Annotated in this window: 12 protein-coding genes; 8 read left to right on the plus strand and 4 right to left on the minus strand. The window is 74.3% G+C overall.

What is annotated here, in order from left to right; all coding sequences use genetic code 11:
- Positions 1 to 156: 156 nt before the first annotated feature.
- Positions 157 to 2943: a helix-turn-helix transcriptional regulator gene (locus tag I4I81_RS09195; RefSeq protein ID WP_218615961.1), complete on the minus strand. Its 2787-nt coding sequence runs from the start codon at positions 2941 to 2943 to the stop codon at positions 157 to 159.
- 210 nt (positions 2944 to 3153) lie between these two features.
- Here I4I81_RS09195 and I4I81_RS09200 point away from each other — a divergent pair, with 210 nt between their 5' ends.
- The 6 genes from I4I81_RS09200 to I4I81_RS09225 all read left to right on the plus strand — a co-directional run bounded on the left by I4I81_RS09200 (position 3154) and on the right by I4I81_RS09225 (position 8390).
- The gene (locus I4I81_RS09200) at positions 3154 to 3402 is read left to right on the plus strand and encodes a hypothetical protein (RefSeq protein WP_218606083.1); all 249 of its coding nucleotides are present in this window, start codon (positions 3154 to 3156) and stop codon (positions 3400 to 3402) included.
- A gap of 140 nt (positions 3403 to 3542) precedes the next feature.
- Positions 3543 to 4457: an SCO6745 family protein gene (locus I4I81_RS09205; RefSeq protein ID WP_218615962.1), complete on the plus strand. Its 915-nt coding sequence runs from the start codon at positions 3543 to 3545 to the stop codon at positions 4455 to 4457.
- 25 nt (positions 4458 to 4482) lie between these two features.
- Positions 4483 to 4938, plus strand: a complete 456-nt coding sequence (locus I4I81_RS09210) for an ester cyclase (RefSeq protein ID WP_218606205.1) — start codon at positions 4483 to 4485, stop codon at positions 4936 to 4938.
- A 62-nt stretch (positions 4939 to 5000) separates the two neighbouring features.
- The gene (locus I4I81_RS09215) at positions 5001 to 6116 is read left to right on the plus strand and encodes an LLM class flavin-dependent oxidoreductase (protein WP_218606206.1); all 1116 of its coding nucleotides are present in this window, start codon (positions 5001 to 5003) and stop codon (positions 6114 to 6116) included.
- 180 nt (positions 6117 to 6296) lie between these two features.
- Positions 6297 to 7847 carry a long-chain-fatty-acid--CoA ligase gene (locus I4I81_RS09220; protein ID WP_218615963.1) on the plus strand — a complete coding sequence of 517 codons (1551 nt, stop codon included), beginning with the start codon at positions 6297 to 6299 and terminating at the stop codon, positions 7845 to 7847.
- A gap of 45 nt (positions 7848 to 7892) precedes the next feature.
- Positions 7893 to 8390, plus strand: coding sequence for a hypothetical protein (locus I4I81_RS09225; RefSeq protein ID WP_218605849.1), 498 nt, complete (start codon positions 7893 to 7895; stop codon positions 8388 to 8390).
- Between the two features lie 22 nt (positions 8391 to 8412).
- On the opposite strand, the gene polA is transcribed toward I4I81_RS09225, so the two are convergent.
- From polA to I4I81_RS09240, 3 genes are all read right to left on the minus strand, one after another.
- Positions 8413 to 11193: a DNA polymerase I gene (gene polA / locus I4I81_RS09230; RefSeq protein ID WP_218615964.1), complete on the minus strand. Its 2781-nt coding sequence runs from the start codon at positions 11191 to 11193 to the stop codon at positions 8413 to 8415.
- A gap of 38 nt (positions 11194 to 11231) precedes the next feature.
- Positions 11232 to 12080, minus strand: a complete 849-nt coding sequence (locus I4I81_RS09235) for a hypothetical protein (protein WP_218615965.1) — start codon at positions 12078 to 12080, stop codon at positions 11232 to 11234.
- 131 nt (positions 12081 to 12211) lie between these two features.
- Entirely contained in the window at positions 12212 to 12682 is a 471-nt protein-coding gene (locus I4I81_RS09240; protein ID WP_218603260.1) for a GNAT family N-acetyltransferase, read from the minus strand.
- A 172-nt stretch (positions 12683 to 12854) separates the two neighbouring features.
- On the opposite strand from I4I81_RS09240, the gene I4I81_RS09245 reads away from it, so the two are divergent.
- Positions 12855 to 13430, plus strand: coding sequence for a TerD family protein (locus I4I81_RS09245; RefSeq protein ID WP_218603259.1), 576 nt, complete (start codon positions 12855 to 12857; stop codon positions 13428 to 13430).
- Positions 13431 to 13437: 7 nt separating this feature from the next.
- Positions 13438 to 14157, plus strand: a complete 720-nt coding sequence (locus I4I81_RS09250; RefSeq protein WP_218603258.1) for a TerD family protein — start codon at positions 13438 to 13440, stop codon at positions 14155 to 14157.
- Positions 14158 to 14209: the final 52 nt, after the last annotated feature.

Raw genomic sequence — 14209 nt, forward strand, 5'->3', positions numbered from 1 at the left:
GGTCACCCCCTCCACCACGGCCGCGATCGTGCCCGACGTGCGGGCGCAGGTCGAGGGCCGGCCCGCGTCGCGGACCGGCGCGCGGCGGGGCGGGGCGCGGCGGGGCGGGGCGCGGCCACCGGCGGCGGGCTGCGCGTCGGCCCGGCCGAGCCGGAGCTAGCCGAGGGCGGCGCCGAGCTGCGTGCGTGAGGTGACGCCCAGCTTGCGGTCGGTGTGGCCGAGATGGGTCTCCACCGTCTTCTCGGAGACGAACAGGGCCTGGGCCACGGCCCGGTTGGTGAGGCCGCCCGCCACCATCGTCGCCACCCGTCGCTCGGTGGCGGTGAGCGCGTCGACACCGGTCGCCCGCAGCCGGCGCGGGCGCCCGCCCGCGGCCACGAGCTCCTCGTGGGCGAGGTCGGCGACCGCCCCCGCCCCCCGCGCGAGGGCGAGATCCAACCCCGCGCGCAGTGGCACGCGCGCCTCGACCCGCCGCCCGGACCGCCGCAGCGCCGCGCCCAGTGCGGTGAGCGCCCGCGCCCGTTCCAGCGGGGTGTCCGTCGCGACGTCGACGGCCTGCCGCAGCAGCGCGACGCCCTCCGGGCCCGCGGTGACCAGGCCCGCGACGCGCAGCGACTCCGCGAGCGGCAACGGTGCACCCCACCCCCTCGCGCTGTCCACGGCGTCCTTCGCCACGACCGACGCGCGGTCGCCCTCGCCGCGGCCGAACAGGGCCAGCGCCAGGTGCGGCCGCCAGCGGAACATCACGGGACCGTCCGCGTCGATGGAGGCCGCGCGCCGGCCGCACTGCTCCAGGTCCGCCACCGCCTCGTCGTGGCGGCCCTGTGCGACCCGCAGGCGTCCGCGGGCGCTGAACAGGTAGTTCGTGGTCGACCACGGCCCGGACTCGAACAGCGACGCCCGCGCGGCCAGTTCGGCGTCGGCGCCGGCGTGGTCCCCGGTGTCGATCAGCGCGTAGACGAGCCAGGCCACGGCGAAGCCCTCGGTCACCGTCGGCCCGGCCTCGGCGCGCACCAGGTCGAGGGCGCAGCGGGTGTCGGCGATCGTGGCGTCGAGATCGCCGCAGTAGTGGGACGCGTACCCCCGGAAGGCCGACGCGAGCGCGAACCCACGCACGTCTCCGCGCAGCCGGTGCAGCGCGATCGCCTCGTCCCACACCTGGACGGCCCGCCCGGCGCGCCCGGCGAGCGTCAGGCTGATCAGCGCGCTCGGCAGCGACATCATCGCCGCCGGGTCGAGCAGGTGCCGCCCGCCGAGCGACAGCTCGGCGAGCCGGAGTGCCCGCTCCCGTGAGCCGTTCCGCACGACCTCCTCCAGGGCCAGGTTGGCCAGGAGCATGCAGGCGGCGCGGGTCGTCGGCTCCGGGTCGGCGGCGCGTGCGGCGTGCCACCGCAGGGCGACGGGACGGGTCGACCCGTGCTGGGTCGCCGCCGTCAGCAGCTCGACGGTCAGCTCCGTGGTGAGGTCGGCGTCGGCCTCCCCGAGTGCCTCGACGGCCCGCTCGCACACCTGCACCGCCTCCGGGAACCGGCCGCTGTGGGCGAGCACGCGCGCCAGGAGGAGGCTCGAGCGGGCCCGGGCGACGCCGTCGGGTGCGTCCTCGACGGCCTCGGCCAGGTGCGTGGCCGCGGCGGCGGAACCCGCCTGCATCTCGGCCTGGCCGAGTGCGAGCAGCACGCCGTGGCGGTCGGCCGGGGTCACCGGTTCGGCGAGGGCGCGGATCAGGTAGCGGGCCGCCGTCTCCGGGGCACCCCGGGCCGTCGCCCGCCTCGCGGCCGCGCGCAGGGCGTCGACGATCCACGGGTCGCCCGCGGGCGGTGCGGCGAGCAGGTGCGGCACGAGTGCGTCCCCGTGCTCGCCGTCGGCGGCCAGGACCGTCGCCGCCCGCCGGTGGGTCGCGGCCAGCCGGGCGGGCCCCAGCGTGGAGGCCACCGCGGAGCGCAGGAGCGGGTGCAGGAACGTCAGGGCCGTGTCCCGTTCGACGAGCCGCGCGGCGACGAGTGCGTCGGCCGCCGCGACGACCTCGGCGTCCGGGATCCCGGCCAGGCGCGCCGCACGCCCCGGATCGGCACCGTCACCCAGCACCGCCGCGGCCGCGGCGAGGGCCACGGCCGGCCCGGGCAGGGCGGCCAACCGGGTGTGCACGGCGCGCAGCACCCCGCGGGGCACCACGGCCGCGACCCGGTCGACGTCGGCCGCCCGGGGCGTCACCCCGGCCGCGGCGAGCTCCGCCAGCAGCTCGCCGAGCAGGAACGGGTTGCCCCCGGTGGTGGTGCGACACGCCGCGCAGAACGCCGGGTCGGGCGGGCCGAGCGCGGCCGTGACGAGGCGGCGGACCCCGTCCGCAGTGAGGGGTCGGGGTCGCACCATGACCGCCCCCGGTTCGGCGGCCAGCACGCCGAGCAGGTCCTGCCTGCCCCCGACCGCGGTCGGCCGGGTGGCGACCAGCAACCCGACCGCCACCCCGTCGAGCCGCCGCGCGAGGTACGCCAGGAACCTCAGGGACGGGACGTCGCACCAGTGCGCGTCGTCGACGACCAGCAGCAACGGACGCACGGCGGCGAGGTCGGCCACCAGCCAGTACAGACCGTGCAGGATCCCGAAGAGGTCCTGGCCGCCCGGACCGGCCGCCGACACCGGGCCCAGCACCGGTCCGGCGAGGGTGGCCGCACCCTCGAGTGCCGTTCCCGGCTCGGACGCCGCCGCTCCCAGCAGCTCGCGCACCATCCCGAAGGCCAGATCCTGCTCGAGCTCCGCGCCCCGGGCCCCGAGCACCCGGACGTCCCGCTCGGCGGCCAGGGTGGCCGCCGCCCGGACGAGACCGGTCTTCCCGATGCCCGCGTCCCCCTCGATGACCAGCAGTCCCCCGGCCGAGGAGGCCGCCGCGTCGACCAGCCGCCGCACGCAACCGGTCTCGTGGTCACGTTCCAGCAGCTCGGGCATCCGGATCACCTTCTCGGGGTGTTTCTCAGGGACTCGTGCCGACGACGACGACGCCGCTCCCCTCCTAGGTTCGTACCGGCGCCACCGGACGTTTCGGGGCCGGGTCCGGACCAGCGCCGCAGGCTCTCCACCCCCGCCCGCTGTGTGGCGCAACCGTGCCGCAACCGGCTGGGCCGATGCTTCGACCCCCACCGACAACCGGGAGCGATCATGACCACCCGCACCGTCCGGCGCCTGCTCGTCGTCGCCACCATCGCCGGGGCCGCAGCGGTGCTGTCGGCCGGCCCGGCGGTCGCGGCAGGCGATTCCGCCGACCACGACTGCGCAGGCAGCGCCATCCGGGTCGCCGCCACCCAGGTCCCCGACTTCGGGCGGGTCGTCGCGGCCGGTGCGCACCTGCAGGTCGTCGACAACGCGGGCTACGCGAACTGCGACCAGCCGCCGCGCCGGAACCCGTAGCCCTGCGGCCGGTTGCACCCCACGATCGGCCCGGTCCGACGGCGTGCCCGCCGTCGGACCGGGCTGCCCACCGGCGACCGTCGCCCCGGCCCGCATCCCGGGCCGGCGACCCTCCGCACACCACGACCACCGGAGCATCCGTGGACTACCAGACCATGCGCGGGCTGTTCTTCACCCCGCCCGGCGCACCCCGGCCGCCCTGTCCCGCCACCGCGCACCGCACCCCCGCCCGGCTGCTGCGCGACGCGATCGAGCCGCTGGCCTGCCAGGCCATCTGGTCACCCGAGGCCGCCGAGGACTATGCCGCGCTCGGGCTCGACGACTACTTCGCGGCCTACGTGTGGCAGCGCACCGCGGCGCTGGGCACGCCGCCGACCCGGCTCGCGGTCACCGCGCTGGGGGTCTTCGCGCCCGACCTGGTCGGGCCGGTGTTCGAGGCGGGCGTCGCGGCGCTGTCCCGGGCCGACGTCGTCCGGGTGCGGCTCGACGCGCCCGGCCGCACCCTCCGCCGTGAGCTCGGCGGGATCGACGCCGAGGCGGCCCGGGCGGTGGCGCTGCTGCGCCGGGGGATCGAGGCCGCCGAGTCGACGGCCCGCCCGCTGTTCACCGGTCTCTGCGCCGACCCCTGGCCGCAGGACCCGCTCGCCGCGCTGGTGCACGCCGGCAACGTGCTGCGCGAGCACCGCGGCGACTCCCACCTCGCCGCGTGCGCCGCCGCCGGCCTCGACCCGGTGCAGGCCAACGTGCTCACCGAGCTGTGGTGCGGCTACCCGCTGCTCACCTACACCCCGTCGCGCGGCTGGACCGCGGAGCGGATGGACACCGCCGTCGCGGGCCTACGTGCGCGCGGCCTGCTCGACGGTGACGCGCTCGGGGCCGAGGGTCTGCGCGTGCGCGACGCGCTGGAGCACACGACCGACGCGATGCAACGGACCGTCATCGACGCGATCGGGCCCGATCTGGACTCCCTGACCACGCAGCTCGCCGAATGGTCCGACGCCCTCGTCGCGGCAGGCGCCGCGCCCCCCGACCCGGCCAAGCGCCTGGCCGGCTGATCCCAGCACCCTCTGGAGGCCCGACATGACCAGCCCGGACACCGTCCCCGACACCCAGGCGACCCGAGCCGTGATCCGACGCCTGGAGCACGCCGTGAACACCCGGCAGCCCGACCTCCTCGTCGACATCGTCACCGACGACTTCGTCCGCCACTGCGAGGCGACCCCGGGCGTCGAGGTCCGCACCCGAGGGGAGTTCGCCGACTTCCTCGACCAGGACCTGACCGTGTTCCCCGACAGCGTCCAGACCTTCGACCACATCCTCGTCGACGGCGACATGGCCGCGGTCTGGGCGACCTACGAGGGCACGCAGGACGGACCGATGGGGCCGTTCCCGGCGTCGGGGAAGACGGCCCGTTTCTGGTACAGCGGCATCATGCGCATGGAGCACGGCCGGATCGCCGAATGGTGGGTGACCTGGGACAACATGACGATCCTCGCCCAGCTGGGGCACCTGGGCGCCGACGCGCCGAACGGCTGAACACCGGCCCGGAGCCCGGACGCCCGACCCACCCCAGAGGCGACTCAGGAGGAACCACCGCCATGAAGCTCGGACTCGTCGTACCGCCGTTCCACCCGCCCGCCCTGACCGACATGACGCTCGAGGCCGCGCACGCCGTCGGGGCCGACTCGCTGTGGGCCTTCGACCACCTGCTCGGGGTGTTCCATCCCGAGCTGTACGGCGAGACCGGTTTCGCCGAGCTGGTCCCCGACCCCGACGGGTTGCTCGACCCCTTCTGCATGTGCGCCTGGGCCGGTCGCCGCACCGACCTGCCGCTGGGGATCGCCGTCACCGACAGCATCCGCCGCGCGGCCCCGGACGTCGCCCGGGCGGCGCTGAGCCTGCAGCACCTGTGCCCCGGCGGGTTCAACCTGGGTCTCGGCTGCGGCGAGGCGGAGAACCTGCTGCCCTTCGGCTACTCCTTCGACCGTCCGGTCACCCGCACCGAGGCCTTCCTGCAGACCCTCCGCCACCTCCTCGACCAGGGGACGATGCCCGGCACCCTCGGTCGTCTCGGGCTGCCGCTGGAGTCCGCAGCGGGCAGGCCGAAGGTGTGGGTGGCCGCCCACCGGCCCAGGATGCTCCGACTGACCGGCCAGTACGCCGACGGCTGGCTCCCGGTGGACGCCCCGGACCCGCAGGAGTACCGGACGATGAAGGCGACGGTCGCCCGGCACGCGGCGGCGGCCGGACGCCCGGAGCCGGAGTCGGGGCTGTTCGTCTTCGTCCTGCTGGGCGAGAGCCGCGACCGCATCCGGGAGATGTTCGAGGCCCAACCGATGGCGAAGCTGCTCGCCCTGTGGTTGTCACCGGCCCCGGCCTGGGCCGCGTACGGGATCGAGCACCCGGCCGGGCCCGGCGGTCGCGGCTTCATCGACATGATCCCGCACGAGCTCGACCCGGCCGCGCTGCGCGATCTCGCCCCCCGGATCCCGTTCGAGCTGCTGGAGGAGTACCTGTTGATGGGGACCGCCGCGGACGTCGCGCGGCGGCTCGAGCCCTACGCCGCCGCCGGACTCGAGCACCCCGTCGTCATGAACGTGACCGGCCTCGTCGGTGGGGTGCCGGAAGCCATGGCCCGCGGCACCGATCTGGGTGTCCTCGCTCAGCACGTCCATGCGATGGGCGCCTCGGACACGGTGCCGGCCCCGGCCTGATCCCGGCGTGACGCCACCGGTCGAGCACCGGACCGGGGCCAGGACGACCCGGCGGTTCCCGAACGGGCGCACCGCCGGTTCCGACGACCACCTGAACGGCCGGTATCTCCCACCGGACATCAGGACTCCGTCCGCACGCGCCGCGCCGGGCGCACCCGAACGACTCCAGGAGCGGACATCGTGTACCTCACCCAGGCCCTGCACCGCTGCGCCCGCCAGACGCCGGACACGCCCGCCACGATATTCGCCGACCGCGTCCGGACCTGGGCGCAGAGCGCCGACCGGGTGGCCCGCCTCGCGGCCGCCCTGCGCGGGGCCGGGGTCGGGGTCGGGGACCGGGTCGCGATGCTGGCGCTGAACTCCGACCGCTACCACGAGTACCTGTTCGCGGTGCCGTGGGCGGGCGGGGTCGTGACGCCGATGAACATCCGCTGGAACCCGGCCGAGATCGCCTACGCGCTCGGCGACTCGGGCTCGACGGTCCTGTTCGTCGACGACGCCTTCGCCCCGATGCTGCCCACCCTGCGAAGCCTGTGCCCCGGCCTGACCACCGTCGTCCACTGCGGCGACGGTCCCGCGCCGGAGGGCTCACTGCCCTACGAAGGCCTCGTGGCGGGACACGATCCCGCGCCCGATGCGCACCGCAGCGGCGACGACCTGGCCGGCATCTTCTACACCGGCGGCACCACCGCTCACCCGAAGGGCGTGATGCTCAGTCACGCCAACCTGCTGGTGTCGGCGATGGGCGGGGGCGCGACCGGGGGCGGGTTCGTCGTCCCGGACGGGCGGTTCCTGCACGCGGCGCCGATGTTCCACCTCGCCGCCATCGCGACGTGGGTGGGACGGGGCATCGTCGGCGGCACCCACGTCATCGTCCCGATGTTCGAACCGGCGGCGGTGGCGCGGGCGATCGAGCGGCACGCCGTCACCGAGGTGCTACTGGTCCCGACCATGATCCAGATGCTGGTGGCGCACCTGGAGAACGAGCCCGCCGAGCTCTCCGGCGTGCGCTCCCTGATCTACGGGGCCTCCCCGATCTCCGAGGCGCTGCTGGTCAGGGCGGAGAAGCACTTCCCGACCGCGGGGTTCACCCAGGCCTACGGGATGACCGAGCTGTCGCCGATCGCGACACTGCTGACCCCGGCCGACCACGCCGACCCGGTGCTGCGCCGCTCGGCGGGCCGGGCCGCCGTCTGCGCCGAGGTGCGCATCGTGGATCCCGGCGACGGCGAGGTCCCGTCCGGGACCGTCGGCGAGGTCGTGGTGCGCGGCGGGCACGTCATGCTCGGGTACTGGAACCGGCCCGAGGAGACCGCGACGGCGCTCCGCGGCGGGTGGATGCACACGGGCGACGCGGGGTACATGGACGAACGCGGCTACGTCTTCATCGTCGACCGGGTCAAGGACATGATCGTGACGGGCGGGGAGAACGTGTACTCGGCCGAGGTCGAGAACGCACTCGCCGGGCATGCCGCGGTCGCCGCGTGCGCCGTCATCGGGGTGCCCGACGACGAGTGGGGCGAGCGGGTGCACGCGGTCGTCGTGCTCGCACCCGGCGCGACCGCGACCCCGGACGAGCTGCGCGAGCACTGCGTCGCGCGCATAGCGGGCTACAAGGCGCCGCGGAGCGTCGGGTTCGTCGACGCCCTGCCGGTCTCGGCGGCGGGCAAGGTCCTCAAGCGCGAGCTGCGCGCGCCGTACTGGGCCCGATCCGACCGGGCGGTGCACTGACGGCGCGACCGGCCCAGCACCTCCCACGACACCCAGGAGACGACCATGACCACGACCATGACCACGACCGCCCGCCGGATTCTCGCCGCCCTCATGACCGTGGGCGCGCTGAGTGTCGCCGCACCCGGGATCGCCCACGCCGGCGAGTCCTGCCACACGATCGACGCCCGGGGAACCGGTCAGCAGACCGGCCCGACCACCACCGTCGCCACGATCCGGGGTGGTGGGCTGCTCACCGGGAGGACCGTCGGCGACTTCCCCGACGCCGTTCCGACGGACGGCGGGTTGCTGATCGCCGGCACCGTCACCTTCACCGGCGGCGGGGCGACGCTGGCCGTGGACGTCGAGGGCACCCTCACGTTCACCGATCCGCCGGGCTCCCTGACCTTCGACGTGACCTCGACCGACATGGCGGGCACCGGCCGGCTCGCCGGGGTCGACAGCGGCGTCAGCCACCTCCGGCTGGCCGGGGTCGGGGCGCCCGACGGCAGCTTCACCGAGACCGTCACCGGCGAGATCTGCATCGGGCACCCCCCGCGGTGAACACCGGTCCGGCCGCGCCCGCTCAGTGGGCCGCGTCGTCCCAGCTGCGGCCGTAGCCGACCGACACCTCCAGGGCCACCGACAGCTCCGCCGCGGCCGCCATCTCGCGGCGCACGAGCGTCTCCACCTGCTCGCGCTCACCGTCGGCCACCTCCAGCACCAGCTCGTCGTGGACCTGCAGGAGCATCCGGCTGCGCAGGCCCTCGGTGGTCAGGGCCCGGTGCACGCCGAGCATCGCGACCTTGATGATGTCGGCCGCGCTGCCCTGGATCGGGGCGTTGAGGGCCATCCGCTCGGCCATCTCACGGCGCTGGCGGTTGTCGCTGGTGAGGTCGGGCAGGTAGCGGCGGCGATCCATGATGGTGGCGGTGAAGCCGTCCTTGCGGGCGCGGTCGACGACTCCTGCCAGGTAGTCGCGCACCCCACCGAACCCGGCGAAGTAGTCGTCCATCAGGCCGCGGGCCTCCTCGGTGGAGATCCGCAGCTGGTTGGACAGGCCGAACGCGGACAGGCCGTAGGCCAGGCCGTAGTTCATCGCCTTGATCTTCGCGCGCTGCGCGGGGGTGACCTCGGTGGCCTCGACGCCGAACACCCGGGCCGCCGTCTCCGCGTGGAAGTCGTGCCGCGACCGGAACGCCTCGATCAGGGCGGCGTCCTCGGACAGGTGCGCCATGATCCGCATCTCGATCTGGCTGTAGTCGGCCGTCATGAGTTCCGCGTAGCCGTCCCCGACGACGAACGTCTCGCGGATCCGGCGGCCCGCGGCCGTGCGGATGGGCACGTTCTGCAGGTTGGGTTCGGTGGAGCTCAGCCGGCCGGTGGCGGCGATCGTCTGGCTGTAGGTGGTGTGGATGCGGCCGTCGTCGGCGACCGACTTGAGCAGGCCGTCGACCGTGACCTTGAGCCGTGTGGCGTCGCGGTGCAGCAGCAGGTGCTGCAGGAACTCGTTGCCGGTCTGCTCGTAGAGCGTCTGCAGGGCGTCGGCGTCGGTCGTGTAGCCGGTCTTGGTGCGCTTGGTCTTCGGCATGTTCAGCTCGTCGAACAGCACCACCTGGAGCTGCTTGGGCGAGCCGAGGTTGATCTCCTTGCCGATGACGGCGTACGCGTCCTGGGCGGCCTGCTTCACCTGACCGGCGAAGTCGGCCTCCAGCGCGGCCAGTGCCTCGCCGTCGACCGCGATGCCCGCCGTCTCCAGGTCGGCCAGCACGTACTCCAGCGGCAGCTCCAGGCCGGTGAGCAGCGACGTGGCCGCCTTCTCCGCCAGTTCGACGTCGAGCGCGTCGGCCAGCTCGGCCACCGCCGATGCCGCCACCATCTGCCCGCTCGCGCGGGCGGCGTCGGCCTCCTCCTCGCCGCCGAGCAGCGACAGCTGGCCGCCGGTGTCCTCCCCGTCGACACGCAGCTCGCGGCGCAGGTGCCGCAGCGCGAGGTCGGCCAGGTCGAAGCTGCGCTGGCCGGGCCGCGTCAGGTAGGCGGCGAGCGCGGTGTCGCTGGTGAGCCCGGCGAGCGTCCAGCCGCGGCCCCGCAGGGCGTGCAGCGCGGACTTGGCGTCGTGTGCAGCCTTGGGAACCGCAGGATCGGCCAGCCACCCGCCGAGCGCCGCCTCGTCGTCGGGGGTGAGCGTGGTGACGTCGAGGTAGCCGCCCTGCGGGACACCCGCGTCGGCTCCCGCCGCCCGCGCCTCCACCGACGGCTCCCCCGCCGCCAGCGCGATCCCCGCGAGGTCGCCCGAGGTCGCACCACCGGTGATCCCGTGGAACGCGAGCCCGACGCGGCGGCCGTCGCGGGCGTGCGCGTCGAGCCAGGCCCGCACCCCGCCCGGCTCGACCGCGGACCCCTGCACCTCGATGCCGCCCTCGGCCTCGGGCTCGGCGGAGACGAGCGTGGAGAACAGCCGCTCGCGCAGCACCCGGAACTCCAGCTCGTCGAACAGCCGGTGCACCGCGTCGCGGTCCCACGGGCGCACCTCGAGCTCCGCCGGCACCGCGGAGAGCGGGACGTCGCGGATCAGCTCGGTGAGCTGGCGGTTGAGCAGCACGTTGGCCAGGTGGGCGCGCAGCGCGTCGCCCGCCTTGCCCTTGACCTCGTCGACACGGTCGACCAGCTCGCCGAGCGAACCGAACTCGCGGACCCACTTCGCCGCCGTCTTCTCCCCGACGCCGGGGATGTTGGGCAGGTTGTCGCTGGGGTCGCCGCGCAGCGCCGCGAAGTCGGGGTACTGGGTGGGGGTGAGGCCGTAGCGGTCCATCACCGCGGCCGGGTCGATCCGGCCCAGCTCCGAGACCCCGCGCGTGGGGTAGAGCACCATCACGTTGTCGCTGACCAGCTGGAACGCGTCGCGGTCGCCCGTGGTGATGGCGACCTGGAAGCCGTCGGCCTCGGCCTGCGTGGCCAGGGTGGCGATGACGTCGTCGGCCTCGAAGTTGTCGACCGCGAAGAACGGGATCGACAGTGCGGTGAGGACCTCCTTGATGAGGTCGACCTGGCCGCGGAAGTCGTCCGGGGTCTTCGAGCGGTTGGCCTTGTACTCGGTGAACTTCTCCGAGCGGAACGTCTTGCGGGAGACGTCGAAGGCCACCGCGAGGTGCGTCGGCGCCTCGTCGCGCAGCAGGTTGATGAGCATGGACGTGAACCCGTAGACCGCGTTGGTGGTCTGGCCCGTGCCCGTGCGGAAGTTCTCCGCGGGCAGCGCGAAGAACGCCCGGTAGGCCAGCGAGTGACCGTCGAGCAGCAGCAACCGGCGACCCGTGGAGGGCGGCGCGGCGGGCGGGGTGGCGGCGGGGGTGCGGGCTGCGGGGCTCATCGCTGCCGGAGTCTAGGACCGACCCCCGACAGAACCGCTCACCGCACCTGGGTCGCCAGCGCCACCGCCCGGTCGCAGTTGGCGTCGTCGGTGCCGAACCGGATCGCGTCCGACGCGCCGCCCGCCTGGTCGAAGTCGATGTCCGGGATCGACTCCGCGCCGTCGCCCGCGGCGGTGGTCGAGACGTAGACCAGCAGGTCCCCGGTGCGCACCAGCACCCCGGCCGACGCGGTGAAGTCGCCGGTGGTGCAGAACGCCTCGTCCCCGGCCGCCACGTCCTTGTTGAAGTACGCCGCGCTCGACACGGTGATCCCGCCGCCGCGGTCCTCCGAGGTGCCCATCGCGGCCGCCTTCTCGGCGGCGAACCGCTCCGCGGCGTCGGCGCCGGAGTAGCGGGCGATCCGGGCCAGCCGCCCGCCGGAGTCACCGGACTCGACCGCCCAGCACGACGGCGCGTCGGCGAGCACGCGGGAGTCCAGCACGGGCGCGGCGATCGCCCCCAGCGCGCCGAGCTCGACGACGTCGTAGGTCCCGCCCAGCGCGGAGTCGACGGCGTCGGTCGACACCGCGGCGCAGTCGGCGCCACCGGCCAGCCCCCCGACACCCTCCCCGATCCCCGTGACGAGCCGGTTGAGCGCGATCGCGCCGAGCACGACGAGGACGAGCACCACCGCCCCGACGACGAGCAGCGCGCGGCCCGGGCCGCGACGGCGCGGAGCGGGCGGTGGCGTGGGCGCCGGCCCGTACCGCTGCGGTGGCGGCGCGTACCGCTGCGGTGGCGGCGCGTACTGCTGCGGTGGCGGCGCGTACCGCTGCGCGGGCGGCGGGTACCAGCGGCCGTCCGCGGCCCGGTACCAGCCCGGGGGCGGACCCGACGGGGTGCTCATGGTGCGATCTCCGATCCGCCGGACCCGCGGGCCCGGCCAGGCGCGACGAACGAGGCACCCCGACGGCGACCGGAAGTCTCATCGCCGCGCGGGGACCACTTCAAGGGCCGTGACCACACCGTGCTGATACCTCAGGAGCGCCTCCGTTCCATCCGCACCAGCTCCACCCCCGCCGAGTCGACGACGGTCCCGGCGTCGCGGTAGCCCGCCGCGGCGTAGAGCCGCCGGTTGTCGTCGCTGCGCGCGCCCGTGACCAGCCAGAACCGCACGACCGACGGCGGGGCCGCCGCGTGCACCGCCGTCAGCAGGGCCCGGCCGACCCCGCGCCGCTGCACGTCGGGCGCCACCGTGAGCCGCGCGATCTCCATCCGCCCGACCCCGACGCGCCCGCGCACCGACCCCACAAGTCGCGGCCCGAGCCACGCCGCGGCCGCGGGGACGTCCCCTGCGAGGTCGTCGCGCACCTCGTCGAGCGTCTCCAGCAGCGGGGGGATCCGGGGGGCGTCGTAGCGCTGGGCCTCGGTGACGTAGGCGGCGCGCTGGACAGTCCACAGCTCCCCCGCGTGCTCCGGGCCCGGCCGGTCCACCCGCAACTGCTCCATATCGGGCACCGTAGGCGGGAACCACCGGTCGTCGTTCACCGTTTGGCATCTTGACAGCGGGTCCGGTCCGTCCCGATATGCTCGGCCCGGTTCGACTCGGCTGTGCAGAGCGCGATGGGCAGGGCGAGAACTGGGGGGAACGAGCCCCCCGCTACAGATTCGGAGCAAGTACGTGGGAGTCAGCCTCACCAAGGGTGGAAACGTCAGCCTCACCAAGGAGGCCCCCGGCCTCACCGACGTCATCGTCGGCCTGGGTTGGGACGTCCGCACCACCACCGGCACGGAGTTCGACCTCGACGCCTCCGCGATCGTCCTCAACGCGGAGGGCAAGGCCGTCTCCGACAAGCACTTCATCTTCTTCAACAACCTCACCACGCCCGACGGCACGGTCGAGCACACCGGCGACAACCTCACCGGTGAGGGCGAGGGCGACGACGAGCAGGTCAAGGTCAACCTGGCCGGCCTGCCCGCCGAGGTCGACAAGGTCGTCTTCCCGGTCAGCATCTACGACGCCGACACGCGCTCGCAGAGCTTCGGCCAGGTCCGCAACGCGTTCATCCGCGTCGTGAACTCCGCCGGCGGCGCCGAGATCGCCCGCTACGACCTCACCGAGGACGCCTCCACCGAGACCGCCATGGTCTTCGGCGAGCTCTACCGCAACGGGGCGGACTGGAAGTTCCGTGCGGTCGGCCAGGGCTACGCCTCGGGCCTCGCGGGCATCGCCCGCGACTTCGGCGTCAACGTCTGAGGTCGCCGTGGCCATCGACTACAACAAGCGACCGTCCAAGCCCGAGCAGCCCGCGTCGGCTCCACCTGCGGGTGCAGCCGGGCCCGCGGGCGGAGGTGGGGTGTCGCTGTCGAAGGTCACCCTGACGAAGTCGGCGCCCAGCATCTCCCTGAAGAAGGGCGGCGGCGGGAGCGGTCAGCTGCGGGTCAACCTGCAGTGGAGCACCGGCGCGGCCCCGGCCAAGAAGGGGCTGTTCAGCAAGCTGACGGGCGGGGGCGGCGGAGGCGTCGACCTCGACCTGGCGTGCCTGTGGGAGTTCACCGACGGCACCAAGGGCGTGGTGCAGGCCCTGGGCAACGCGTTCCAGGCCCCGTACCAGGGCGCACCGATCATCCGGCTCGACGGCGACGACCGCTCGGGATCGAACGTCGGCGGCGAGAACATGTTCATCGACCTGTCGCGGATCAACGAGATCCGCCGCATCCTGGTGTTCACGTTCATCTACGAGGGTACGCCGAACTGGGCGAGCGCCGACGGTGTCGTGACCCTGTTCCCGACGGCCGGGCCGGAGATCGAGGTCCGGCTCGACGAGGCCGACACGGGCTCTCCGACGTGCGTGATCGCACTGCTGGAGAACCGCGGCGGCGAGCTCGTCGTCAACCGGGAGGTGCGCTACATCCGGGGCGGTCAGGCCGACGTCGACAAGGCGTACGGCTGGGGCATGGAATGGGCCCGCGGACGCAAGTGACACGACGGTAGGGAGCGCCACAACGCAGTGGCTCCGTTGCGAGAGGGGCACT

This window comes from Pseudonocardia abyssalis (assembly GCF_019263705.2).
GTDB classification, from domain to species: domain Bacteria; phylum Actinomycetota; class Actinomycetes; order Mycobacteriales; family Pseudonocardiaceae; genus Pseudonocardia; species Pseudonocardia abyssalis.

Excerpts from the sequence above, each read along its gene's own strand:
- I4I81_RS09195 (WP_218615961.1), bottom strand. The coding sequence starts at position 2,943 with ATGCCCGAGCTGCTGGAACGTGACCACGAGACCGGTTGCGTGCGGCGG.
- I4I81_RS09200 (WP_218606083.1), top strand. The coding sequence starts at position 3,154 with ATGACCACCCGCACCGTCCGGCGCCTGCTCGTCGTCGCCACCATCGCC.
- I4I81_RS09210 (WP_218606205.1), top strand. The coding sequence starts at position 4,483 with ATGACCAGCCCGGACACCGTCCCCGACACCCAGGCGACCCGAGCCGTG.
- I4I81_RS09215 (WP_218606206.1), top strand. The coding sequence starts at position 5,001 with ATGAAGCTCGGACTCGTCGTACCGCCGTTCCACCCGCCCGCCCTGACC.
- I4I81_RS09225 (WP_218605849.1), top strand. The coding sequence starts at position 7,893 with ATGACCACGACCATGACCACGACCGCCCGCCGGATTCTCGCCGCCCTC.
- polA (WP_218615964.1), bottom strand. The coding sequence starts at position 11,193 with ATGAGCCCCGCAGCCCGCACCCCCGCCGCCACCCCGCCCGCCGCGCCG.
- I4I81_RS09235 (WP_218615965.1), bottom strand. The coding sequence starts at position 12,080 with ATGAGCACCCCGTCGGGTCCGCCCCCGGGCTGGTACCGGGCCGCGGAC.
- I4I81_RS09240 (WP_218603260.1), bottom strand. The coding sequence starts at position 12,682 with ATGGAGCAGTTGCGGGTGGACCGGCCGGGCCCGGAGCACGCGGGGGAG.